22 protein-coding genes and 1 pseudogene are annotated in these 23,152 nt (G+C 40.5%); 12 read left to right on the top strand and 11 right to left on the bottom strand.

Translation table 11 applies throughout. The features are described 5' to 3' along the window. The first annotated feature begins 23 nt into the window (after positions 1 to 23). The 5 genes and pseudogenes from P4S61_RS15955 (at position 24) to P4S61_RS15935 (ending at position 3,566) form a co-directional block, all read left to right on the top strand. The gene (locus tag P4S61_RS15955) at positions 24 to 689 is read left to right on the top strand and encodes a hypothetical protein (protein WP_337118630.1); all 666 of its coding nucleotides are present in this window, start codon (positions 24 to 26) and stop codon (positions 687 to 689) included. Position 690: 1 nt separating this feature from the next. Beyond that, positions 691 to 2,149: pseudogene (locus P4S61_RS15950) on the top strand (M48 family metalloprotease). 54 nt (positions 2,150 to 2,203) lie between these two features. Next, complete coding sequence (gene arsC, locus P4S61_RS15945; protein ID WP_145240999.1) at positions 2,204 to 2,551, top strand: arsenate reductase (glutaredoxin); 348 nt, start codon at positions 2,204 to 2,206, stop codon at positions 2,549 to 2,551. After that, positions 2,551 to 3,105: an NAD(P)H:quinone oxidoreductase gene (gene wrbA, locus P4S61_RS15940; RefSeq protein ID WP_145241001.1), complete on the top strand. Its 555-nt coding sequence runs from the start codon at positions 2,551 to 2,553 to the stop codon at positions 3,103 to 3,105. The genes arsC and wrbA overlap by 1 nt, the downstream gene beginning before the upstream one ends. After that, positions 3,102 to 3,566, top strand: a complete 465-nt coding sequence (locus tag P4S61_RS15935; protein ID WP_145241003.1) for a DUF2069 domain-containing protein — start codon at positions 3,102 to 3,104, stop codon at positions 3,564 to 3,566. Before wrbA ends, P4S61_RS15935 begins: the two co-directional genes overlap by 4 nt. Before the next feature lie 131 nt (positions 3,567 to 3,697). On the opposite strand, the gene P4S61_RS15930 is transcribed toward P4S61_RS15935, so the two are convergent. Both P4S61_RS15930 and P4S61_RS15925 read right to left on the bottom strand, forming a co-directional pair. Then, positions 3,698 to 5,035, bottom strand: a complete 1,338-nt coding sequence (locus P4S61_RS15930) for an ankyrin repeat domain-containing protein (protein WP_145241005.1) — start codon at positions 5,033 to 5,035, stop codon at positions 3,698 to 3,700. A gap of 260 nt (positions 5,036 to 5,295) precedes the next feature. Further along, positions 5,296 to 5,892, bottom strand: coding sequence for an MlaC/ttg2D family ABC transporter substrate-binding protein (locus P4S61_RS15925; RefSeq protein WP_145241007.1), 597 nt, complete (start codon positions 5,890 to 5,892; stop codon positions 5,296 to 5,298). A 238-nt stretch (positions 5,893 to 6,130) separates the two neighbouring features. On the opposite strand from P4S61_RS15925, the gene P4S61_RS15920 reads away from it, so the two are divergent. Next, positions 6,131 to 6,673, top strand: a complete 543-nt coding sequence (locus P4S61_RS15920; protein WP_337118629.1) for an acyloxyacyl hydrolase — start codon at positions 6,131 to 6,133, stop codon at positions 6,671 to 6,673. 54 nt (positions 6,674 to 6,727) lie between these two features. Then, positions 6,728 to 6,874: a DUF2897 family protein gene (locus P4S61_RS15915; protein ID WP_145241011.1), complete on the top strand. Its 147-nt coding sequence runs from the start codon at positions 6,728 to 6,730 to the stop codon at positions 6,872 to 6,874. A 39-nt stretch (positions 6,875 to 6,913) separates the two neighbouring features. Here P4S61_RS15915 and metE read toward each other — a convergent pair whose 3' ends face one another. Further along, on the bottom strand, positions 6,914 to 9,187 hold the full coding sequence (gene metE / locus P4S61_RS15910) for a 5-methyltetrahydropteroyltriglutamate--homocysteine S-methyltransferase (RefSeq protein ID WP_145241012.1): 2,274 nt from the start codon (positions 9,185 to 9,187) through the stop codon (positions 6,914 to 6,916). Between the two features lie 289 nt (positions 9,188 to 9,476). On the opposite strand from metE, the gene P4S61_RS15905 reads away from it, so the two are divergent. Both P4S61_RS15905 and P4S61_RS15900 read left to right on the top strand, forming a co-directional pair. Further along, positions 9,477 to 10,364 carry a LysR family transcriptional regulator gene (locus tag P4S61_RS15905; RefSeq protein WP_145241014.1) on the top strand — a complete coding sequence of 296 codons (888 nt, stop codon included), beginning with the start codon at positions 9,477 to 9,479 and terminating at the stop codon, positions 10,362 to 10,364. 52 nt (positions 10,365 to 10,416) lie between these two features. After that, positions 10,417 to 11,181, top strand: coding sequence for an ElyC/SanA/YdcF family protein (locus P4S61_RS15900; RefSeq protein ID WP_337118628.1), 765 nt, complete (start codon positions 10,417 to 10,419; stop codon positions 11,179 to 11,181). A gap of 34 nt (positions 11,182 to 11,215) precedes the next feature. Here P4S61_RS15900 and P4S61_RS15895 read toward each other — a convergent pair whose 3' ends face one another. Next, positions 11,216 to 11,968, bottom strand: a complete 753-nt coding sequence (locus P4S61_RS15895) for a Nif3-like dinuclear metal center hexameric protein (RefSeq protein WP_149982830.1) — start codon at positions 11,966 to 11,968, stop codon at positions 11,216 to 11,218. 150 nt (positions 11,969 to 12,118) lie between these two features. Between P4S61_RS15895 and P4S61_RS15890 the strand changes: the two genes are divergently transcribed. Beyond that, a complete protein-coding gene (locus tag P4S61_RS15890; protein WP_337118627.1) occupies positions 12,119 to 12,490 on the top strand; it encodes a hypothetical protein in 372 nt (123 codons plus the stop codon). A gap of 33 nt (positions 12,491 to 12,523) precedes the next feature. On the opposite strand, the gene P4S61_RS15885 is transcribed toward P4S61_RS15890, so the two are convergent. Beyond that, positions 12,524 to 12,997: an HPP family protein gene (locus P4S61_RS15885; protein ID WP_337118626.1), complete on the bottom strand. Its 474-nt coding sequence runs from the start codon at positions 12,995 to 12,997 to the stop codon at positions 12,524 to 12,526. 99 nt (positions 12,998 to 13,096) lie between these two features. Between P4S61_RS15885 and P4S61_RS15880 the strand changes: the two genes are divergently transcribed. Both P4S61_RS15880 and P4S61_RS15875 read left to right on the top strand, forming a co-directional pair. After that, positions 13,097 to 13,366 (top strand): TetR/AcrR family transcriptional regulator, encoded by a 270-nt coding sequence (locus P4S61_RS15880; protein ID WP_337118625.1) that lies wholly within the window; start codon positions 13,097 to 13,099, stop codon positions 13,364 to 13,366. Next, positions 13,327 to 13,677, top strand: a complete 351-nt coding sequence (locus P4S61_RS15875; protein WP_337118624.1) for an LmrA/YxaF family transcription factor — start codon at positions 13,327 to 13,329, stop codon at positions 13,675 to 13,677. The genes P4S61_RS15880 and P4S61_RS15875 overlap by 40 nt, the downstream gene beginning before the upstream one ends. Before the next feature lie 47 nt (positions 13,678 to 13,724). Here P4S61_RS15875 and P4S61_RS15870 read toward each other — a convergent pair whose 3' ends face one another. The 6 genes from P4S61_RS15870 to P4S61_RS15845 all read right to left on the bottom strand — a co-directional run bounded on the left by P4S61_RS15870 (position 13,725) and on the right by P4S61_RS15845 (position 23,086). After that, positions 13,725 to 16,907, bottom strand: coding sequence for an amidohydrolase family protein (locus tag P4S61_RS15870; protein WP_337118623.1), 3,183 nt, complete (start codon positions 16,905 to 16,907; stop codon positions 13,725 to 13,727). Positions 16,908 to 17,013: 106 nt separating this feature from the next. Further along, positions 17,014 to 17,838 (bottom strand): M90 family metallopeptidase, encoded by an 825-nt coding sequence (locus P4S61_RS15865; RefSeq protein WP_145241028.1) that lies wholly within the window; start codon positions 17,836 to 17,838, stop codon positions 17,014 to 17,016. A 142-nt stretch (positions 17,839 to 17,980) separates the two neighbouring features. Next, positions 17,981 to 19,213, bottom strand: a complete 1,233-nt coding sequence (locus P4S61_RS15860) for a M23 family metallopeptidase (protein ID WP_182819925.1) — start codon at positions 19,211 to 19,213, stop codon at positions 17,981 to 17,983. A gap of 168 nt (positions 19,214 to 19,381) precedes the next feature. Then, entirely contained in the window at positions 19,382 to 21,904 is a 2,523-nt protein-coding gene (locus tag P4S61_RS15855; protein ID WP_337118622.1) for a two-component regulator propeller domain-containing protein, read from the bottom strand. Then, complete coding sequence (locus P4S61_RS15850) at positions 21,898 to 22,275, bottom strand: two-component regulator propeller domain-containing protein (protein ID WP_337118621.1); 378 nt, start codon at positions 22,273 to 22,275, stop codon at positions 21,898 to 21,900. Before P4S61_RS15850 ends, P4S61_RS15855 begins: the two co-directional genes overlap by 7 nt. 175 nt (positions 22,276 to 22,450) lie before the next feature. Then, positions 22,451 to 23,086 carry a CatA-like O-acetyltransferase gene (locus tag P4S61_RS15845; RefSeq protein ID WP_182734942.1) on the bottom strand — a complete coding sequence of 212 codons (636 nt, stop codon included), beginning with the start codon at positions 23,084 to 23,086 and terminating at the stop codon, positions 22,451 to 22,453. Between the last annotated feature and the right edge of the window lie 66 nt (positions 23,087 to 23,152).

Below are 23,152 nucleotides of genomic sequence, written 5' to 3'. Positions count from 1 at the left end.
TAGTTAGTAGTAAGGATAAGTTAATGTCTGGCACGCATAATAAAGCGCAACTACCGAGTAATCCAACTCTTAAAGAAATTAACTGGTATAAAAAACAAATAAACTGGGGCGAACTTCCGCCCTTCTATCACCTTGTCGCCTCATCAGTGAGCGAGTCAGAGGGGATATTAGAACATGGTTTTGATAATGCCGTAAAAAAAATAATTGATAGGCGCAATTGGAACCTCGATTTACTCGGAGGTCATGAAGACGCTCTTGGAGAGATATATTGTGAAAACAAGCCAAGAATTGCGCTGCACCAAGTATTTACCGACCAGGGCTTTGAATTATGGGCACTGCCTTATGCAAAAGACGTTACAATAGATAAATACGTAAAAGATAACCGCTTTATAGAGTTTAACGAGTGGGATCCAGTGTCAATGAAAAGTTTGATTCGGATTAATCAATTACATAAGTTTATTGGCTTTTACTTTGAGCGTGGTGACAAAGCAGATAAAGCACTTATTCTTCATGCGCACAAAGTAGTACATAAAATCATTAGTTTTTTACAACGAGAATTGAACGTTGTAAAGCTAGATGGGGTCACAATCAAAGAATTGTATCAATTGTGCGAACGAGATAGCAGAGCATGCAGTGATGAAATTGACATTGCTAAACTCATGCTAGGTGAAGATCATAACAAGGAATAAAATGCAGCTTAAATCAGCCTTTATTACATTACTCACTACACTTTTAACTTTTAGTGTGCTGGTAAGTGAGCCATTAAAGGCACAAACTAATTTTACATTACCCGATCTTGGTACTTCAGCATTGCAAGCTTTGCCTCTAGAAAAAGAGCAAGCAATCGGGAAAGTAATGATGATGCAAATTCGTGGCTCATCACCGGTTGTTAATGATCCTGTGCTTGATGAGTATTTAACAACGATCGGCCACAAGCTGGTTGCTAATGCAAATGATGTTCGCTTTCCGTTTTCATTTTTTGGATCAACAATCCGGAAATAAACGCATTTGCTTTTTATGGTGGCCATGTTGGGGTACACACCGGTTTAATTGCACAGTCCGATAACGAAAGTCAGTTTGCCTCAGTACTTGGTCACGAAATTGCCCACGTTACCCAGCGCCATCTTGCACGTCGCATGCAACAACAACAAGATAACAGCGCCCTCACTATTGCCGGTATGATTGCCGGTATTTTAGCATCAGTTGTGTCACCAGATGCCGGTATCGCGATTATCTCAGCTAGTCAAACACAAAGCGCATTTAGTCAACTCACTCACAGCCGTTCAGCTGAGCAAGAAGCCGATCGAATTGGTATGCAAACACTCAATAATGCAGGATTTGACCCATACGCATCCAGTGAATTCTTAACCAAACTTGCTGCGCAAATTCGTTATAAATACAAGCCACCGGCCTTTTTACTTACTCACCCATTACCTGAGAGCCGCGTGTCTGATGTGCGCTTGCGTGCACAGCAATTTGAAAAACGCCAACTTCCGGATAGCTTAGAATTTAATCTTGCCAAAAGCCGCGTGATTGCTCGCTACCACCAAACACCAGAAGCAGCTGAAAATTTCTTTAGAAAGCTCATACGTGAAAACAGTTTTTATAATAAAACAGCGCTTAATTATGGCTTGGGTATTAGTTTATTGGATCAAAAAAAGCTCGATGAAGCGGCGCCTATTTTAGACGAACTTTTAAAGTCTGATCCTAAAAATTTATTCTACATTGATACGCATACTGATCTACTGATAGCACAAAAAAAGCCGCCGAGGCAGTAAAATTTTTAGCCGCATTGCATGAAAATCGTCCTAACAATCAAGTTATTACCTTAAACCTTGCCAATGCAGCACTTGAAGCTGAGCAATACGATGTTGCAGTGCAAATATTAAAATCATTTTTACTCGAAAAACCTGAACATAATTTAGGCATGCAACTTCTTGCAGATGCCTATAAAAAGCAAGATAACTTAGCCGCTTATCATGAAGCAAATGCCGACGTTCTTGCACAATACGGCGCCTACTTAAAAGCCGCTGACGAAGTACAAAAAGCACTCAACTTTGTAGAACCGCAAGAGCTAATTAAACAACAACGTCTCAAAGCATTGTTAACGCAATACCGACAAATGCAAAAAGAGCTCGCAAGACTTTAAGTCTGGTGCTGCTTGCCCTAAAATAGCCTTACTTTATCTAATTGGATTGTTACTATGTCTGTTACTATTTTTCATAATCCACGTTGTTCAAAATCGCGTGAAACATTAGCTCTACTTGAACAAAAATCGATTCAGCCAGAGATAATCGAATACTTAAAAACTCCACTGAATCATGAGCAAATCAGCATTTTAGTTAAACAGTTAGGGTTTTCTTCAGTTCGTGAACTAATGCGCACTAAAGAAGATATTTACAAAGACCTAGACCTTAAAAATGAGCATGATGAAAACGTACTCATTGCAGCCATGGTTAGCAATCCAAAATTAATTGAGCGCCCTATTGTGGTAAATGACAATAAAGCCGCTCTGGGTCGCCCACCAGAAAACGTACTAAGCGTACTTTAATGAGCGTCACTATTGTTGTGTTGTATCATTCAAGTCACGGCTCTGTTGCAGCCATGGCACATGAGATTGCAGAGTCGATTGAATGCCAAGGCGGTACTGCACTGCTAAGAACCTTTGTAGCAAGAGAACCTCACGATATTGTGATCAGCAAAGATGACTTAATCCAGTGTGATGGGTTAGCATTTGGCACCCCTACTCGCTTTGGTATGATGGCCTCACAAGCCAAAGCTTTTTGGGAAACCACCAGCGACTTATGGTTAAAAGGGCAATTAATAGATAAACCAGCCTGTGTATTCTCATCATCAAGTAGCATGCATGGTGGCAATGAAGCAACGTTGCTTAATTTGTCACTGCCGTTATTACACCACGGTATGCTGTTAATGGGTGTGCCGTATGAAGTACCTGAGTTACTTGCCACACAAACCGGTGGCACTCCCTATGGTGCAAGCCATGTTGCTGGTGCACAAAATAGCGCGCAATTAAGTAAAGACGAAATTAAAATTTGCCAAAGCGTTGGCCAACGCTTAGTTAAAATTACGAGAAAATTACAATGACATCGCACAGCGATTTAAACCCACAACTGACGCCGAAAAAGGCTATCACTATCCGTTTTCAACGTATTGCAATAATTGGTTATATTGGCTTGTTACTGCTGATGCCACTTTGGTTGTTTTTATTAGAGCCTAGAGAAGGTCATAGCAATGGATTTATTTTTGTTGTGTATATTCTGCCGCTTTTACTGCCGCTAAAAGGCATCATTCAAGATAAACCTTATACGTATGCGTGGGCAAACTTTATCGTTATGTTTTATTTTATTCACGGTTTTACCCTACTGTGGGTCGCACAAGAACAACTAATATGGGTCGTTTTAGAGCTGCTGTTCGCCAGTATGATGTTTATTGGTTGTACTTATTATGCACGTCACCGCGGTCAAGAGCTGGGACTAAAAATTCAAAAACTAAAAGATGAGTTAGCAACAGAAAAAGCGGCTCATGAATTTAATAAAAAAGACTAAAGTTAATACCAAACGACTTAAATATTTAACCATTCTAGCGAGCTAAATGGTCAGTAACTTAACACGATTGGTATAACAACTAAAAAACGCGCTTAATTAGCGCGTTTTTGTCTACGGTGCATGCAAGAAGCTTAAACAACTTCACTTAACGTTGCCAATGCCACAATACTTGCTAAGCCTAGCTGCCCAACTAAACTGATCAATGAGCAACAACGCAGTACAAATAACCCCCATGGGTGTTTAATATGCGGGTATAAAGCGCAGCGCTTCAAACTCATTGCAAAAAAGAAGCAAACTATAGCTAATATAGTCAAGCAAAGCGTCAACTCACTTTTAATCGCAAGTGTATCATCAAAAAAGAAAAACAACTGTAGCGGCAACAATAAAGTCACGATGGCATGTAAGGCGTGAACTTTTTTGATCCGCGAAAATTGTCCATCCGGCGATAATTCTTTAATACCAAAATCACGCTCTAAGCATTTCACTAACTGACTGGCTTTAACACTCACTGCTAAACGATAACAACTTAAGCCATCACAGTTACGAACACGAAAGTCATAGCCAGACTTCAATAATAGCACCATCAAAGGTTCATTTTTTGCTAGTACCGCATAATGTAAAGCACTGTTACCAAGGGCATCACGTTGTTTTTTATCTTGTTTATCTAATAAGGTTTGTACTAAATTAACAAACCCTTTTTCAACTGCCCACATAAAGGCCGTTTTACCATTTTCATCCGCCAACGTGCCTGTTGCACCTTGCTCTATAAAACGCATCGCCATCGTTTGTTTAGCTGTGTCAAAACGCAAATGCGCCAACAGTGCTTGTTCTAATAGCACCACTGAGTCAACATCTGGTGATACTTGGGTCAATAAGGTGAAATAATCCTTTCCACCAGCAACTTTTTTCGCCGCTAATTCACTTAACGCATTAACGTCATCGATTGAGTCAGGTATAAAGGTGCTAAAACGTTCACGAAAATCAACTTCTTTCCACAGTGCCAAAGCATCTTCAGCACTCATTTTACTGCCCGCATTGAGCGCATACTCGATGATTGTAAAATAGCGTTTTGAGAATAACTGAGATAATAACGTAACGGGTGTTTCTATCGTTGTTTGTGACGCTACAGCTGCATATTTTTCAAGGCGTTGGCAAAGTAATAGCACTAAACTCTCTGGGCTATACTCGTTATCAAAATAGTAATCTTTAGCTGCCGAAATATACTGTTGAGCGGCTTCATCATATTCACAGATATGTTGGAAAAAACACTCTTCAAATGGCTCAAGGGGAGTTAACCAGGTTAAATAATAGATAGGCGGTAGCACAGTGGTACACACGCCATTGTCTTCTTCAGTCGAGCGACAAGCCGGCCATGCTTCTAAAGCGTCTAAAATAAATGCACCGTTTTGCTCAATAAGTCCTTTGACTAATAACGGGTATTCTTTAGGCCAAATAAGTACATTTTCCATTAAAAAAACACAACTCCAGTGTCTATCTTGCTCGGTACAAAGGTCAGTAAAAGAGTTTAACAACTACAAACTGACACTGCGCTTAATATAATTTTAAGTACCCCAGTAAATTAGTGATACCAGTGGGTATGTAAGCGCTTATTCTAGCATACCCAAAACCACACGCTATAGCCAAACAGTGTGATTTTAAAAGAAAATAACAAAGCACCATGCAGTTAACACTGCATGGTGCTTTAGGTTGGAGACTTACTTGGAAATGATTACTTACTGTTAAGCTCAGCTGTCACTTGGTCAAGGCCAACTTCTGAAATTCGTTGAATAACTTCTTTTTGCTTTGCACTGAGTAACGAAATACCTTCAGCGACAATATCATATACTTTCCAGCTACCATCTTTACCTTGGCGAAGCTTAAAGTGTAAGTCAATCGTTGGCGCATTATCTGCAATAATTTGCGTCTTAACCGTGGCAAACTCACCCTCTGCAGCATCGTTACTCTCTTCGAATTTTATTTCTTGCCCGGTATATTTCATTAATGCACTAGCATAGGTAGTGGTTAAGTAATGCTCCACTGCACTTATAAATGCAGTCGCTTGTTGGCGATCGATACCTTTAATGTGCTTACCTAATAATTTATAGGAAACAAATTTAACATCTATATTAGGCATTAAATACTGATCAACAATGTGTGCCATGTCACTTTTACTCGCTGTGCCTTGGCTGTTTATTTTGCCAATTTCACTAAACAGCTGATCGCCTACCTGAGTTAATAACTGATTAGGTGACTGTTGTGTTTGCGCAAACAAGGAAGCACTAAAAACTAGCGCGATTAATAATAAATAACGACCAAGTGAAATCATTGTTGATAAGTCCTAAGTAAATCTTGTAGCGTAATTTACGCTGTTCATAAGAGATTAAAAAGCCTCAAAATAGCACCTTATTAGTGCCAGCATGGCATCAATTGATTTAATCTTTTTATTTCATATTGTTAGCTAAGCTCATGCAATAACACACAGAGTCTGTGAATTTATGCCACTTGAATTAGCCTCCCCCACGCCCTTATTTTGTAAATAACGTTTTCATCTAAAGAGCTTTACCATGTTATTTAAAACATTAACTGTATTGATTTTATTATCTATTTCCATGTTCAGCAGACTATCTTATGGTGCGCCCTATACACTTTCCCCTCATGGCTATGCCATTGATTACATTCAGGGGGAAGGTGATGTTAAAGGCTTAAAATTGGCATACCAATACCATGCTCCGGCACTACAATCATTAATTGAAAATACCCATATTTACTTAGAATCAAGTATTAATATTTGGGAATACGGCGCAGATAATAGCCATCAGACAAATGTTGTCCTTGCAATGTCCCCGGTATTTCAACATCTGATCAGCTCAGTGCGCAGTATTCCTCTGTATTTCGAAGCCGGCATAGGAATTTCATTAGTCAATGACACTCACTTCGCCGGCAAAAATGTGAGTACCCACTACCAGTTTGAAGACCGACTAGGCTTTATTGCTGATTTTGGAAAAACCAAAGCTGCGGTGCGTTATTTACACTATTCAAATGCAGGGTTTAAAAGACCAAACCCAGGTCTTGATTTTATTTCGCTGTCGTTTTCTAGACGTTTTTAACCCTAGAAATCTTTGCTACACTGAGTACTTATAAATGACTCATTAGAGATCACCATGCAAATTTGGCATATACTCATCATCATCTTAGTGTTGGCAATCATTATCGGTAATATTTTGCTGATCAAACACTCAGCAAAAATGGATTTTAAAAAACCAACCGATGAAGATGAACTAAAATCAGAGCAACAAAAAAAGCCCTAACTAAGTTTTGTTAGGGCTTTACATCGTAGGAGATGTTCTTTACTGCAGCTCCTCACGCAGCTCTTTGGTTGCTTTAACCATATTATCAAGAGCTTGTCGCGTTTCTTCCCAACCACGGGTTTTCAAACCACAGTCCGGGTTTACCCATAAACGCGCAACCGGTATTTTTCGTGCGGCTTTATGGATCAACGTTTTCATCCATGCAATATCCGGTACATTCGGAGTGTGAATATCATATACACCTGGACCAATATCATTTGGATAATCAAAATTCTCAAATGCTTCAAGTAGTTCCATGTTAGAACGTGAGGTTTCAATGGTGATCACATCGGCATCCATATCTGCAATCGCGGCAATAATACCGTTAAATTCGGCGTAACACATGTGAGTATGAATTTGTGTTTCATCTTTCACACCGCTTGCTGAGACCCTAAATGCATACGCTGCCCATTCTAAATATGCTTGCCATTGGCTACATTTAAGCGGCATACCTTCACGAAATGCAGGTTCATCAATTTGAATAATATCAATACCGGCATTTTGTAAATCGACCACTTCATCACGTAACGCAAGTGCAATTTGATTAGCGATGGTGGGTTTGTCTAAATCATCACGAATGAATGACCAAAACAGAATAGTTACAGGACCTGTTAGCATGCCTTTCATTTTCTTACTCGTCAGCGACTGTGCGTATTTTGTCCACTGAACCGTCATCGCTTGTTCACGTGATACATCCCCCCAAATTACAGGTGGTTTCACACATCGCGAGCCGTAGCTTTGCACCCAACCAAACTGGGTAAAAGCAAAGCCTTCTAATAGTTCAGCAAAGTATTCAACCATGTCATTACGCTCCGCTTCGCCGTGCACTAACACATCTAAATCAAGCGCCTCTTGCTCTTCAACAGCGTAACGAATTTCTGCTTTCATTTGCCTTTGATAATCATCCGCAGATAATTCACCGGCTTTATAATCACGGCGTGCTTGACGAATTACTTGAGTTTGTGGAAATGATCCTATGGTGGTGGTCGGCAGTAGCGGTAAATTAAGTGCTGCATGTTGTTTTTCAATACGTTGAGAAAATGCATGATTACGCTTACCGTCTTTTGCGGTGAGTGCAGTTACACGCTTTTGTACAGCTGTATTATTTACACGAGTAGAGGTTAAGCGTGCTTTAATAGGTGCTGAATAAGCAACGAGCTCACTGCTATCATTGCTTTCAAGCGCGGCTTTTAATAATGACAACTCTTGGCCTTTTTGTTTTGCAAATGCAAGCCATGAACAAAGCTCATCATCGAGCTTTTCTTCTTGCTCTAAATCAACCGGTGTATGCAGTAAAGAACAAGATGGAGCAAGCCATAGATTATCACCGCGCTTTAGCGCAATGTCTTTTATGCTATTAAATACAACCTCTAAATCAGTACGCCAAATATTACGGCCATTTACTACGCCTAATGATAAAACTTGATCTGTACTTAATAATATATCTAGTTTTGCAACATCAACATTTGTTGCAACACAATCAAAATGTACGCCATCAACAGGGTAACCTGCAATATCATCAAAGTAGGCAGTGACCGAGTCAAAATAACTAGCAAGTAACAACTTCACGCCTTGACCTGCAAGTGCACGAAAGCTTGTTTTTAATGCCTCTTGATAATCTTCTGTCAGCTCTAAACCTAATATAGGCTCATCAACCTGTACCCATTCAATCCCTTGCTGCGCTAATTTAGCGAACACGTGTTGATAAACAGCTAATAGTTTTTCAAGTAAGCTAAGTTTATCAAACTCCTCACCTGCACTTTTTGCTAAGTAAAGATAAGTGACTGGGCCGACCAATACTACTTTTGCATTGTGCCCCAATGCTTGTGCTTGAGTAACTTGCTCGAATAACTCAGTCCAGGTTAGTTGAAACTGCTGATCATGAGTTAGCTCTGGAACTATGTAATGATAATTAGTATTAAACCACTTTGTCATTTCGCTTGCTGCACATGAACAACCGCTTGGTGCGCGACCACGCCCAATACGAAATAATGTATCAAGATCAATGCTACCATCCGCTTTTTGATGACGCTTGGGCACTGCGCCAATCAATAAAGAGGTAGATAACACATGGTCATACCAAGCAAAGTCACCTACCGGTAATAAATCAATCCCAGCATCTGCTTGAAGAGCCCAATTTTCTGCGCGGATCGTCTTACCTTGTTCAAGCAACTGCGCTTGGCTGATTTTACCAGCCCAGTATGATTCTACTGCAAATTTTAGTTCACGCTTTCTACCTATGCGAGGAAAACCTAAGTTATGTAATTGTGCCATGTTGAAATTCCCTTCCAGCTGTTTAGATAGCTAAAACCATAAACCTATACCTGACATCAAACAATTGATGCTTCCTCAGTTTCAACTTGAGGTAAATTCATGGAAATATTTTTTTGCAAACTCAAAAAATATAATGACAACGCTGTCAAATATGATGCTATGGTATATTTGTAAATTTCACGTAAAAAAATGGGGTTTATAGCCATCTAGACGTTGATGCATCTTAATTTAAGGCGTATTATGGCTGTAATCTGAGTTAAACTCACCTTTACCATGAGAATTATTAAAGATGATTGATGTAAAACACTTAAAGACCATCGCAACCTTGAAAGAAACCGGTTCCTTGGTAAATACTGCGCGCGAATTATTTTTGACTCAATCCGCTTTGTCTCATCAAATCAAAGATTTAGAAAACAAACTTGATTGCCAACTATTTGAACGTAAAACTCAACCGGTGCGCTTTACCCCACAAGGTATGCTATTACTTGAACTTGCCAGCGAAGTACTCCCGCGTGTTGAAGCAACCAAATGCCGTTTAAAAGAAAGTCTTAATCAACCAATTTCACAATTACGACTTAGTGTTGAATGCCATGCTTGTTTTCATTGGTTATTACCAACAATTAAAGAATTCAATAACTTTTGGCCTGATATCAAAGTTGATTATGAGCGCGGCTTTAGTTATGACGCTATTCCTGATCTGCTCAGTGATGAATTAGATTTAGTACTCACTTCAGACATTCGTGAACCAGATAAACTTGAATACGCACATTTATTTGATTTTAAACTTAAATTAATTGTTGCTCCTGATCATGAACTAGCGAAAAAAGCCTATGTAACGGCACTTGATTTGAAAAACGAGACGATTATTTCGTACCCTATTCCACGAGAGCGTCAGGATATCTTCAAACATTTTATTCAAAATGCACGTTTTGATGGCACCTTGAAAACCGTAGATCAGGGCTTGCTCATTTTTCAGCTTGTCAGTGCCGGAATGGGGGTTGCAGCATTACCGGATTGGTTAGTAACACCATATGAAAGCCAAGGACTCATTAAGTCGATTCCATTAGGCGCACTGGGATTAACCCGTCCAATGTATTTAGCCATGAAAAAGAATATGAAAGATAACCCAGTGTATCGCCACTTTTTAAATACCTGTAAGTTAAATAACGGTCGATAAAATAGGTTTAACCCAGTAGCATACAGAAAACCCCTTTATGTGTGCTACTGTGATGTTTGAACTGAAAAAAATCCTCGGTGCAATGCTGATGCCATTGCCTCTGTTTGCTCTACTGTGCTTTGTTTGCTTATTAATCGCACTGCGTACCAAGAAAGTCAGCGTATTTGTTGGTTTAATCGCAATCACCAGTTTATTGCTGATTAGTACCCCTTTTATTGGTCAAAAAATAATTGCTCCAAATTCACAGTTAAAGTATATTTTTGATACAAGTAAACAGCCGATACTCGATAAAATAGTGGTACTTGGTTGTGATATAAATCCTAACCCAAAACTTAACGCCAATAGCCAACTTGGTAATTGTGCTAAAAGCCGCCTAATCGAAGGTATGCGCTTAGCATATGTGTACCCACAAGCTCAACTTATTGTTTCAGGTGGCGGTTACAATAAAGTGACCAACAGTAGTTTGATGCAACAAACCGCGATAAGTTTAGGTATTGATGCGCAGCGTATTAAACAAAATCCTACGGCTATGGATACCGCCGATGAAGCACGGCTTTTAGCACCTGCTCTAGTTGATTTTAAAGTTGCACTGGTAACTTCGGCAAGTCACATGGCACGAGCAAAAGATCTATTTAATAGCCAAGGCGTTGATGTTATTCCCGCCGCCACTGATTTTTACGATTTCTCAGCGTGGCCTCATCGCAAACAATATATTCCGAGTGTTGAAGTATTAAAGGCAGTCACAAGTTATTGGCATGAAGTAATCGGTAGTACGTGGATAAGTGTGCGCCGCTGGATTGATCCAGAAGCGCTTTAACATCTCACTCACTTAAAGTGAAGTAGCTGGCAACTCAAACTGGGTTGTCTATATCAATAAAGGTTACATCAAAGCCATGTTGCTCAGCCAATAACTCACCGAGCGCTTTTATGCCATAGCGTTCGGTGGCGTGATGGCCTGCGGCAAAAAAATCGATCTTTTGCTCACGAGAACTGTGAATGGTCTGCTCTGAAGCCTCGCCTGTTAAATAGGCATCAATCCCCTGGCTAGCAGCCAAATCAATATAACCTTGACCACCTCCAGTACACCAAGCGATGGTCTCAATTAGCTCATCACGTACTAGGCTAACTAAAGGTTCACGAGCGAGCACTGTTGATATTTTTTGTGCAAATTGCTCACCACTCATTGGGATTTTTAAACGCCCTTTGACTGCGACACTATTTGCTACAGGCTCCAAACCATCGAGTATTTCTAAATCAAGTAGCTGTGCTAATTGCGCGTTATTACCGATTGCTGGATGCACATCAAGAGGTAAATGATAGGCAAATAAATTGATATCATGATTAAGTAACGCAGCTATGCGACGCTTTTTCATACCGGTAATAGGTTGCGCTTCACCTTTCCAGAAGTAACCATGATGAACCAATATTGTATCTGCGCCATGTGCAATTGCAGCATCGATTAATGCTTGACTAGCAGTGACACCTGTAACAATTTTTTTAATCTGTTCACGTCCTTCGACTTGTAGCCCATTTGGGCAAAAGTCTTGAATAGAATCAGGTCTTAAAATGGTATTTAGTAATTGGTTAAATTCTCTGCGCTGCATTTTTTTATTCCAGATTAGCGTTAAATTTTGTGCAAATTTTGGCGTTTATAGGGCTAAAATGGAAGGAAAATCGCAAAAAATTGAAAAGTAAGTCAAAAATAGGTATAAATAAATATTCTCAATCTGTGTTTACAACGTATAGGGCCTCTGATGAGCAAACTAGACAAAACAGAAGTATTAAATGCCTTTGAAGCAGCATACCAAGCAGCCAATGGTAAGAAACCTGAAATCACCAGCAAACCTGGTTGGTACAGCATCGACGGCGGCAAAAACTTGCGCCTTGCAGAAGTTGCTGAATTAACAGAGCAGCTAACTTCAGGCAATACGTCTGCACAACCTGCAGCAACAGCACCGGCTAAGAAAACTAAAACTAAATCAGCAGTGCCAGCTAAAGCAGCTGTTAAAAAACCACCATTTACTATAACAACAGCTAATGAAGAAGGTTACACTGCCGAAGAGTTTTGGATTGTGTACCTAGCTAAAAAAGATCACGATTGCCGCTTACCTCGCGGTGTTGTGTAATAACTTTAGACTCGTAGCATAAAAAAACCGCTTTTAAGCGGTTTTTTTATGGCCAACAACGTTGAGTTTTGTATTCAACCACCCTGATATATACCCACAGATAACAATAAACACGGTACCAACAAGAACTGGCATAATCAAAAAGTCCCAACTTTGACCACTGACCATAATCAAAATAGGGTTGGCCCCTGTTGCAGGATGTATGGTGTTAGTCAACATCATTACGGTCACAGCTAATCCAGTCGCAATAGCAATACTGATCGGATCCACGCCTATAAAACTAATAAAAACCAAACCTATCACGGCAGTGATGAAATGCCCTACAATAACATTTTTTGCTTTTGCTAAAGGGCTGTTTGGTACACCAAACACCAGTACCGCAGTTGCGCCAAATGGTGCCATAAGCCATACACCATAATTCCCTAAACTTTCTAAATATGCTAATACCGAAAGTGTCAGTGCTGAAAAGATACCCGCGATAACGGCTTTGTAAAATACATCATTCATTAATATTACTTCCTTCAGAGGTAGACCGACTTGTCTACATTTAGATGATAGACAAGTCGGTCTACTTATGTCAAGCTTACTTTTTGACTAGGAGCAACCATGGATAAACGTACCCAGATAATTAATACCGCACTCAGTGCGTTCTATCAAAGAGGGATCCATGCGGTAGGCATTAATGAAATACTTAAAGAAGCAGGTGTTGCAAAAAAAACGCTTTATAATCATTTTGTCAGTAAAGATGAGTTGATCTGTGCGTGTTTAGAGCTCAGAGATCAGCGCTTTAATCAGTGGTTGTATGAACAATTAGAAAACTGCAATACCCCTTCGAAGTGGCTGATGCACTTTTTAGCGCACTCTCCGCTTGGATAGACAATAAAGTCTCTGAGCTTGGACCTTTTAATGGCTGTTTTTTTATTAATACTGCAGCGGAGTTTCCACACAGCGAGCACCCTATCGCGATGCTTTGCAAAGCACACAAAGAATCAGTTTTACAGTTATTGTTCGATAAACTCTCACACACAGAACAACTTAAAGGTCAGTTAGAAAAAACCATACAGTTAGCACAATTATTAATGACCTTAAAAGAAGGTATGATCTGTCAGGCTAGAGTGACGCACTCCAGTAATACACTAATGCAAGACCCAGTATTATTACGCCAACTTATAGCAAGTAGCATATAAAAAAAGCGGCTATTCAGCCGCTTTTGATTGGTTTATAACACTAATAATTACTTATCTTCAAAGTACAATTTGTCGCGTGCTTTTTTGCCAACTTCATTCATAGTCGCGGCATCAAATAACCGACCGTTGATCATCGTATAATCAACTTTATCTGTATCACGAATATTAGTCAGTGGATTACCATCGATCACCATTAAGTCAGCCAGTTTACCGACTTCCAATGAGCCGATATTCTGATCAAGGCCGATGTACTTGGCCGGATCAAGCGTCGCCGCACGAATAGCTTCCAGTGGACTCATACCACCTTGAGCAAACATCCAAATCTCCCAGTGCGCTGCAAGGCCTTCGCGCTGACCATGTGCACCTAGATTCACTAAAACACCTAAATCTTGTAGCTCTTTTGCTACCCGTGCATTGTTAAAGTGATTATAGTGGTGATCGGGTGCTTTAACACGGCGCATTGAACGTGGTAGTAATTGGTTTTTTGGCACAAATTTACTTAAGCGCGGGTGATTCCACACATCAGTCTTATCATACCAATAGTTTTCTCCCCAGATGCCCCCATATGCCACACCAAGTGTTGGCGTGTAGCCTACATCACTTTGTGACCAAAGCTGCTTGATATCATCATAAATATTCGCCACGGGAATTGAGTGCTCAATGCCCGTATGACCATCAACCACCATCGTTAAATTATGCTGTAATAATGAACCACCTTCTGGCACCACCATCATTTCAAGCTCTCGGCCAGCTTCAATTACTTGTTGGCGTTGTTCACGTCGTGGTTGGTTGTATGATTTAACACTAAACGCGCCAACTTTCTTTAATCGCTCTAAGTGAAATTTAGCATCATCTAACGAATCAATGTGTGATGTATAACCTGGCATATTGGCACCATATAAAATAGTACCGGTTGAGAAAATACGTGGGCCTACAATAGTCCCCGCTTTTTGCATTTCGCTGGCTGTAAAAATCTCTGTTGTATCGTTTGATGGATCGTGAATTGTCGTGACGCCTAACGATAGGCCCGCTAAGTTTTTCCAATTTTGCTCAGGAATGATCTCATCGCTGCCTTGTGAACCATGCGCATGCGCGTCAACAATTCCTGGCATAATTGTTTTGCCAGATACATCAATTACCTGTGCGCCTTTTGGAATGTTAATATCAGCAGCTGTGCCAACGGCTTTAATATGTTTACCATCGGTTAATAGTATTCCATTTTCAATGACTTGCTCACCTTTCATGGTAATAATACGTGCGCCCGTTAAAGCTATCATGCCTTTTGGTTCAGCCATTTTGCTACTAAAGCCAATGTTATCGCCACTTTTTACTTTGAAGTCAGCGTCATCCGCTTTATTGATATCAAATAAACCTGCCAAACTTGCATGATAAAGCTCTGGGCCTAGCGTCCAATACAGTTTATCGCTGCTGGCGCTCCAGCTGATATTCTCACCGGCACGAACAGATAACTGCTCAATCGGAAATTGGCTGTCTTTAGGACCAATATTGATGGTTTTACCACTTTGCACTAATGGCGTAACAAACACTTTAAAACGTTCAGCAAAAGCGAGGTACTTGCCATCAGGCGATACTCTAAACTCAGTAGCATGCTCTGACTCATAAAGCTTAGTGATTTTTTTCGAATCAAGTTCAACCACACTTAGCGTTGGCTTAGGCCATGGGCTCATCACAAAAACTCGATCATTAGCTGATGCAAACTGCGGCTGATAACCACTTTTAGAAATCAACTCAGCTTTCCCGCCTTTGCTACTCACTGCATAAATACCCGGATGCAGTGACCAATCAGGGTTTAAGATGCTGCCTCCTGAGGCTTTACGGTACACCACTGTTTTGCCATCAGGGCTGAATGTTGGCTCAACATATTTACCTGGCTCTGTGGTAATATCATCACCGCGACCACTACGCGCAGAGACAACTCGAACAGCACCCTGTTCGTTATCATCCCAGGTTACATAAACTATTTTTTTACCATCACGGGAAAACTGCGGGAACAACTCAAAGTGGTCATCTTGTTTAGTTAAACGCTTTATTTTTCCTGACTCTAAATCGCGTTTATAAATATGTCCTAGCGCTTCAAAAATTGCTGTTTCACCATCCGGCGAAATCTGTACATTACGCAACATTTTTACAGCAAATTCATCGCTATCAATGTTTTGTGTAAAACGCACTGCTTGTTGAATTTTTTTACTGGTTTTTACTTCAAATGGTACGGTTTCTACATCGCCATCTTGCACATCAAGTTTATGAATAGTACCGCCAGCCCAAAATACCAGTTGGTTATTATCTGGTGTCCATGCAATGGTTGGATACACGCCATGAATAGCCCAAGTCTCTTGCATATCACGTTCAAGCTTGTCATATAGCTTAGTATGCTTACCGCTGGTTAAGTCATATAGGTAGAGGCTAGTTTGAAAATCATCTCGTTTAATATACGCAAGCTTCTTACCGTCTGCCGACGGGGTTGGTCTAATCGCGCCGCCCATACCATCAATAATCGTTTCTATCTCACCCGTTTCGCGATCGTAACGCTTGATTTTATAAATGCCAGCAACCGAATCTTTTGAATAATGAAAGGTTTTACCCGGCGTCGCATCATGTGAAAAATAAACATATCGGCCATCAGGTGAAAACATCGGCTCACCTAAATCTTTTTGATCATTCTCACGTTTAGTGAGTTGTACACCTTTGCCACCCGCTTTATGATAAAGCCATACTTCACCTGCGCCTAATGAACGGCTCGCTGTAAAATGCTTACGAGCAACAATATAGTCGCCGTCGGGACTCCATGCGGGACTGTTCAATAAGCGAAACGTTTCATCGGTTACCGCGGTTTGATTCTCACCGTTTAAATCCATCAACCAGATATTATCGCCGCCACCTTGATCAGAGGTAAACGCAATATGTTTACCATCAGGACTAAAACGCGGTTGCATTTGCCATGCGATATCAGAGGTCAGTTGAGTGGCAGTGCCACCAGCCATCGGCATAGTGTAAATATCGCCCAGCAAATCAAACACAATGGTTTTGCCATCAGGACTGACATCGATATTCATCCAAGTGCCTTGAGAGACACTAATATTAGCATCAACAAATTGCCCTTGTGGCGCATCCACTTGCCATTTTTTGTCATCATTATCTTGTGCCTGAGCCTGACCATATAGCGCCAGTGACACAGCTACAGCCATTGCTGTATGAAGCATTTTTTTCATCGCCTTCTCGCTTATTTTTATTGCGGTTTTCATCTTATAAACATGATTGCAACAAAAACGGCAGCAAGTTACCAGCGATATCTGATAAAGCGTCGTTATTTGGCGGTTAATGCCATTTTATTGGATCAAACTGATAATAGCCGACCAATAAACTGTATATTTCAGGATCATAATGGCGCAGCTCACTGGGCTTTTCGAGAAAAGTTTCGGTGATCACGGCAAAAAATTCGGCTTCATTTGTTGCACCATAACTATGAATAACATGCGGCATATTATACGCAACATGCGTTTTTAACTGATTATAAGCGCGGCTAAAAACACGCCCCCACTGTTTATAATCTACTTCTTTAGCTAATATAGGCGTGCCTGTGGTTTTACCTGTTTCTTGATCGAGTTGGTGAGCAAATTCATGAAACACTAAATTATGTCCGTCACTGGGTAAGCGGTTCCCTTCAAGCACATCGTGCCAGCTCAGCACTAAAGTCCCTCCAGGCCATGACTCGCCTTGACGAACAGTATTATGATAGCTTACTAATCCGGCACTATCACGAGATGTCTGCGGCGCGTAATAAGCACTTGGGTACAGCAAAATTTCTTTCACATTTTGATAAAGTGGCCATGGTTTATTAAGCACCAACACACACGCATCCGCAGCAATTATTAACTTCATACTCTCGTTAAGAATTAAACCATCACAACCAATAAAGCGTTTTTCATTTAGAAACCAGACAATATGACGCTCTAATTTTTCCCGATCAGCATCCGTCATTTTTTGATAGATAGGCATATACCGTAACAATAATGTTTTTTGCTTTTCATCTAAACGATAATCTTGATACTTTTTTTGCCACAAGCGGTTTTGAATAACCGGCCAACGCCAATAAACAACTACAAACGCAATCAGCGCAAATATTAATAATCCATTTACCATTAAAAGGTCCTATCAACAGGTGTAGCTTATTAATATGTCCTGTGAGGATAAAATTCAATCATCTAGTCTAGCAACAGCTAAAAAAACCGCCCATAACTATGTTATAGGCGGTCAGCTATATTATTTCGTAAAATCAATTATATTAACGATATAAACGGTCCCAAGCACAAGTACGGTAGCCATTACGTTCAAAGTAAAAGTTATTACAATTGTCATCGTAGTTGCTATTGCCGACATCAATACGATGACCACTAATATATTGATTATGTAATGACACCTGCTGGCCGTTATACAACAAAGTAAAATGCACGTGAGGACCTGATGATTGTCCCCCTTCACATAGTGCTTGGTAATAATTGTTCGCATAACGACCGAGCCATGCACCTGGCTGCACAAAATCACCGCTACTATACTGCAGATTAGACATATGATAATAGTTGGTTGAATAACCACTCGAATGCGTTACGCGGATATTACATGACGAAAAACGTGTGATAGTACCACCATGCGCCGCTTGAACATATGGTGTATTTGCGCCCCAACCACCAGAGCCATTATTAAAATCAAGCGATGAATATGGATAACCAGAGCCAGTATTAGAGTGAGCCCCACCGCTGTACCAATAATAACCTGATGACCATGGTAAGTTCATTGAAAAACTAGCCGCAGCAAACTGCTGATTGCTACTTTGTAGTGCACTTTTAGAGGATCTTTGTAACTGAGCGCGACTATCAGGGAATAGACGCTCAAACGTCGCTAAAAAGCCGGTCAGATCGCTCTTAGCGAAATTAACATTATCTTTGCTTAATGCTTGTTTTTTAAGAACACTGACCAATGCTACTGTCGCTGCAGTACTGCTGTTGGTATTGACTCTATTCGTGATTTCCTCGCCCGCATACTTTGATGTTTCCGGGGTGGCTTGGCTATCTTGCCACTGTTTATATGCATAAAAACGTTGACTTAACATCATTACCACATCTTCTAGCTGGGCATCAAAACCGTGTTCGTCCGATAAACCTGCAAAAGCATTATTAAGATCTGCGTCAGGATCAGAAAGTAAGCCACTTTGCAGCTCAATCAAGGCTAAGATAACTTTAGCGTTGATACTTGTATAACCTGCCCAGTGCAAAACACGCTCTTTTTTATCTTCCAGTACTGGCGCATGCAGAGCAAAGAAATTATCCCAATCTTCACGCAACAAGTCATTATTGAACACAAACTGAGTATCGTCCACAGCCACCAAGGAGGTTAACTTAAGTGACTCAATGGACTGTGCAGTAAAGTTAAAATCATTCTGCTTATGGCCTTGTGCAAACACCGCTGGCGACACACCTAAAACACCTGCTAATGCTACATATATCATCTTACTTTTCATCTTTTGTTCCTTCTGTTCACATCAAAAGACCCCAAAACGGGAACAAAAGGTATAGCATCAAACCCAATTAAATGTTAATAAAATGTTTTAATATATGTATTAGTATATATTATGTACCCGAAAAGCAATGGCCTGTAGCGTGTTTTCCTAAATACTCTACTATAACTTTTAGAGTGTTATAACTTCGACTCGATTTCGCCCATTACTTTTTGCTTGATAAAGCGCTTGATCAGCTTGCGCCAGTAACCTGTCATAGTCATTAACTGCCAATGAATCAGCGACTCCAAAACTAACCGTTACCGATAACCCGCTAGCGATGTTTGAAAAATCGTAGTTTGCAATTTGCACACGTAATTCTTCACATAATTGAGCGGCTTGTTGCGCGGTTTTATGAGGGAATAGTAATGTAAATTCTTCACCTCCCCAGCGAGCAACTTGACTATCATCACTCTCATTGAGCTCTCCTAGCATATGAGCAACCACACAAATTACACGGTCGCCAACAATATGTGACCACCCATCATTAATTCGCTTAAAATGATCAATATCCATAATCGCAATAGCGAGAGGTGAACCATGCTGTTTAAAATCAGCAAAATTGTCCGCAAGCCAACAGTCAAAGGCACGACGGTTTGGTAAATCAGTTAGTTGATCATGGGTTGCTTGATGAGCAAAGGCATCTGTTTGTTGTTGCAGATCATTAGTTTGTTGCTCAACCCGCTTAATCAACTCTATCTCTATTTTTTTATAATGATAAAGCCGGTATCTATAAAGCCCGTAGACTAATGCTAATAAACCGATAAAAACCATTATTTTAAAAGTAGTTTTTTGCCAAAAATATGACTGAATCACAAACGTTAAGGTTTTATCATTATTTTGCCATTGCCCATTAGGGTAGCCCGAACGTACCTTAAAAGTATACTTTCCCGGTGGTAAATTAGTGTATTCCGTAATGGTTAATTGATTACGATTAACCCACACATTATTATAACCAGTCAATTGGGTCTGGTAATTCAACCGATGAGGCATAATAAAACTTAGGCCAGCATAATGAAAAGAGAGCCGCGAAACACCAAGCGGTAAAATAATTTCTTCATCTTGCTGCACCAAGGGGGTCATTTTGCCATCTACATACATTGCCTCAATAATTGTCGGTAATGTTTTCTTTGTAGCTTGCTTTAATCGTTCAGGGACGATAGTACTTGCCCCTTGCGCTGTAGCAATCCAAATACTGCCATCTTTGTGCAGCACTGCAGAAGGATTAGACCCGCCATTAGCCTGAGCGCTTAGCATGCCATCTCCTTCATCATATAGCTGATACTGGATTGGCAACGCATTATTTTGTGCTAACTGCGCTAGCCGCTGTTTGACCTGTTTTTGATTTACTTGGATCACACCGCGATTACTAGATAACCAAAACGAATCTCCCTGTGCCACAACTTGAAACAACTTATCAACTGGCAAGCCTTGTTCACGCCCAAGAATACTCATTTCTCCAGTTGGGATATGACACCGGACAAGACCACGGTCTGTCGCCATCCAAATATATTCAGATTCAGCATAAAAACCAAAAGCATATTCAGCATCAAAATGGGCAGGAAACACTTTAGCCGTAAATTTTTCTAAATTTGGGCTAAAAGATGCTACTCCAACGCCGGTTCCAATCCATACATTGCCATAATTGTCTTCACTAAGGGCTATAATAAAATCACCAGGTAAACCATCTGTACTTGAAAACTGCTTCAGAGAGCCATCCACGTCTATTCGTGTCAAACCTGCTGCAGTTCCCACCCATAAGCGCCCTGAACTATCAAATAACAACGCCCTAACTTCATTACTGGCTAAGCCATTTTGACGATCCAGAACAGGATAAACTTTACCATTGATAATCCGCATCAAACCTGAGGTATAGGTCCCGAGCCAAATTTGACCTTGCGCATCTTCGGCTAAACTTAAAACCGATAACGGATCATTCCCATAAGCAGGAGGGAATGTGTTTACTTTATTATCTTCAATGCGATTTAAACCAAGGCTGCTGCCTACCCATAAGCTACCATCAGAATGCGACAACACGGTACGGACATAATCGCCTGTCAACCCTCGTTTTGTGGTCCAAGTCGAAAAAGCGGCTTCACGCAATCGGTATAAACCGCCATTTGTGCCAACCCAAATACTATTTTCACGATCTTGTAATAACGATAAAATCCGATTTGCAGGTAAACCAGCGTCAGCATCAAGTTGTTCAAGTCCTAACGGGCTTAATCGAAACACCCCTTTATTGATCGTACCAAACCAAAGATCATCATGGTCATCTTGTAAAATACTTGAGATAGCCTCATTTTTAAGTTGAGCATGAATACTGATAAAACGATTGTTTACCTGTTTCCATGCACCTTGTTCACTGCCGACTATGAGCTCACCTTGGCGGGTCAAATACAAGGTGTATATTGGGCTTTGTGGTAAACCGGAATCGGGAGTGATTAAACGCGCTGTTTTATTATTAATTTGATACAAGCCATTGCTGGTTGCAACCCAGATAATACCTGCATTGTCTTCTATTAGACGATAAGCACTGAGGTTTTCTAAAATCGCCGTGTCCGGCGCACTATCAAACTCTCGATATACAACACCTTGGCCCTCAAGGGCTAACCAAGTTTCATCTGAAGGCGTTTTTAATACGTGATTTACCATCGCAGTCGCATTTGGCTTGGCATGCCATTGCCCTTGATATAAATGACTGATCCCCCTCGAGCGCCCACTATGTATAGACCGCCATCAGCTTGTGGGGCTAAACTACGTAAACCAGAATCTGGTAAACCAGTTATTTCCGTACGTGTAAACAGTTTAAACTCTCGGCCATTAAATCGGGCTAATCCTTCCCAAGTGGCAATCCACACGTAACCATCATTTGTTTGTACCACGCTATTGATACTATTATGAGGCAAACCAGAACGGGTATTCCAGGTTTCAGCAAAGTAGTCATTAAGAGGTAAGCGGGTTTGCTCAGCAGCAAAGCAACTAAAAACAACAAAAAAGAAAAAGCAAAGACCTAAACGAATCATTATACTAAACGCCTTCGTAATTATGGCGAGCTAACAACTTAGCATGAACGCAAATTAAATAGATAATGATTTTCCAGTAGTTAACTATCATTATGTTTTCTTGTATATGAATTATACTAACATAGTCTGAGTTTTATTTTCATTAACTAAATAACACAATTCGTTTACGGCCACGCTAAGCACACAGAGCGTCTATACTCTGCTGCAGCTGTTCAATAAACTTCGCTACATGTAAACCATCCATCAATGCATGGTGCACATCTATTGAGATAGGCATTGTCCCCTTTTGTGCATCAAACTGTCCAAACACTAATTTAGGAATGCCGAAATGATTACCTTGTGTATGTGCATGAGAGAAGCTTGTAAAGTTCAACCACGGTAAAACCGAAATATGGATCAAATCAGTCTGACCTTCGGTTTGCGCAAAAGCAGTTGAGAATAATGGCTGTTGCTTTGCCGCTAAGCTAACTCTGTTTGCATGTATTTGAAAGTCGTTCAACGTAGCTTGTTGTGAAAAGTAGCTAAACCTAAAGGTATCATCATCAGCAAGCTCTACAACACTGGCACGTTGAGCAGCTAGTTGCCAAGGTACACCGTCAATGATCCTCAGTAACATTGGTTGATAAGTATTACTTGCCTGCAATGTCGCATAGATATAGGCATGAAAAAAAGAGCATTGCTGTGATTTACAATGCTGATACAACGCCCCCATATCTAATTGTACACATACATTAAAGTAGGGTTGCGTAAACTCTTTAAACAGTGAGAAATGTTGTTCGCGTGGCCATGTGGCTAAATCGATGGGCGTCATATCTTTAAAAACTATACAGGTCAGGATGACCGTATCGTGAGGGATTTACTGAATAATGTAAAGGCG

The organism is Pseudoalteromonas sp. B160, assembly GCF_037162485.1.
GTDB lineage: Bacteria > Pseudomonadota > Gammaproteobacteria > Enterobacterales > Alteromonadaceae > Pseudoalteromonas > Pseudoalteromonas rhizosphaerae.
Note: the sequence above shows the minus strand (reverse complement) of the source record. Positions and strands in the feature narration are given on the sequence as shown.

What these genes read in the sequence shown, in the direction of transcription:
- arsC (WP_145240999.1), top strand. Translation starts at nt 2,204, where the DNA reads ATGTCTGTTACTATTTTTCATAATCCACGTTGTTCAAAATCGCGTGAA.
- P4S61_RS15860 (WP_182819925.1), bottom strand. Translation starts at nt 19,213, where the DNA reads ATGAAAAGTAAGATGATATATGTAGCATTAGCAGGTGTTTTAGGTGTG.
- P4S61_RS15880 (WP_337118625.1), top strand. Translation starts at nt 13,097, where the DNA reads ATGGATAAACGTACCCAGATAATTAATACCGCACTCAGTGCGTTCTAT.
- P4S61_RS15935 (WP_145241003.1), top strand. Translation starts at nt 3,102, where the DNA reads ATGACATCGCACAGCGATTTAAACCCACAACTGACGCCGAAAAAGGCT.
- P4S61_RS15890 (WP_337118627.1), top strand. Translation starts at nt 12,119, where the DNA reads ATGAGCAAACTAGACAAAACAGAAGTATTAAATGCCTTTGAAGCAGCA.
- P4S61_RS15925 (WP_145241007.1), bottom strand. Translation starts at nt 5,892, where the DNA reads ATGATTTCACTTGGTCGTTATTTATTATTAATCGCGCTAGTTTTTAGT.
- P4S61_RS15920 (WP_337118629.1), top strand. Translation starts at nt 6,131, where the DNA reads ATGTTATTTAAAACATTAACTGTATTGATTTTATTATCTATTTCCATG.
- P4S61_RS15870 (WP_337118623.1), bottom strand. Translation starts at nt 16,907, where the DNA reads ATGAAAAAAATGCTTCATACAGCAATGGCTGTAGCTGTGTCACTGGCG.
- P4S61_RS15915 (WP_145241011.1), top strand. Translation starts at nt 6,728, where the DNA reads ATGCAAATTTGGCATATACTCATCATCATCTTAGTGTTGGCAATCATT.
- P4S61_RS15955 (WP_337118630.1), top strand. Translation starts at nt 24, where the DNA reads ATGTCTGGCACGCATAATAAAGCGCAACTACCGAGTAATCCAACTCTT.
- P4S61_RS15905 (WP_145241014.1), top strand. Translation starts at nt 9,477, where the DNA reads ATGATTGATGTAAAACACTTAAAGACCATCGCAACCTTGAAAGAAACC.
- P4S61_RS15850 (WP_337118621.1), bottom strand. Translation starts at nt 22,275, where the DNA reads ATGATTCGTTTAGGTCTTTGCTTTTTCTTTTTTGTTGTTTTTAGTTGC.
- P4S61_RS15855 (WP_337118622.1), bottom strand. Translation starts at nt 21,904, where the DNA reads ATGGTAAATCACGTATTAAAAACGCCTTCAGATGAAACTTGGTTAGCC.
- P4S61_RS15845 (WP_182734942.1), bottom strand. Translation starts at nt 23,086, where the DNA reads ATGACGCCCATCGATTTAGCCACATGGCCACGCGAACAACATTTCTCA.
- P4S61_RS15865 (WP_145241028.1), bottom strand. Translation starts at nt 17,838, where the DNA reads ATGGTAAATGGATTATTAATATTTGCGCTGATTGCGTTTGTAGTTGTT.
- metE (WP_145241012.1), bottom strand. Translation starts at nt 9,187, where the DNA reads ATGGCACAATTACATAACTTAGGTTTTCCTCGCATAGGTAGAAAGCGT.
- P4S61_RS15900 (WP_337118628.1), top strand. Translation starts at nt 10,417, where the DNA reads ATGTTTGAACTGAAAAAAATCCTCGGTGCAATGCTGATGCCATTGCCT.
- P4S61_RS15885 (WP_337118626.1), bottom strand. Translation starts at nt 12,997, where the DNA reads ATGAATGATGTATTTTACAAAGCCGTTATCGCGGGTATCTTTTCAGCA.
- P4S61_RS15930 (WP_145241005.1), bottom strand. Translation starts at nt 5,035, where the DNA reads ATGGAAAATGTACTTATTTGGCCTAAAGAATACCCGTTATTAGTCAAA.
- P4S61_RS15895 (WP_149982830.1), bottom strand. Translation starts at nt 11,968, where the DNA reads ATGCAGCGCAGAGAATTTAACCAATTACTAAATACCATTTTAAGACCT.
- wrbA (WP_145241001.1), top strand. Translation starts at nt 2,551, where the DNA reads ATGAGCGTCACTATTGTTGTGTTGTATCATTCAAGTCACGGCTCTGTT.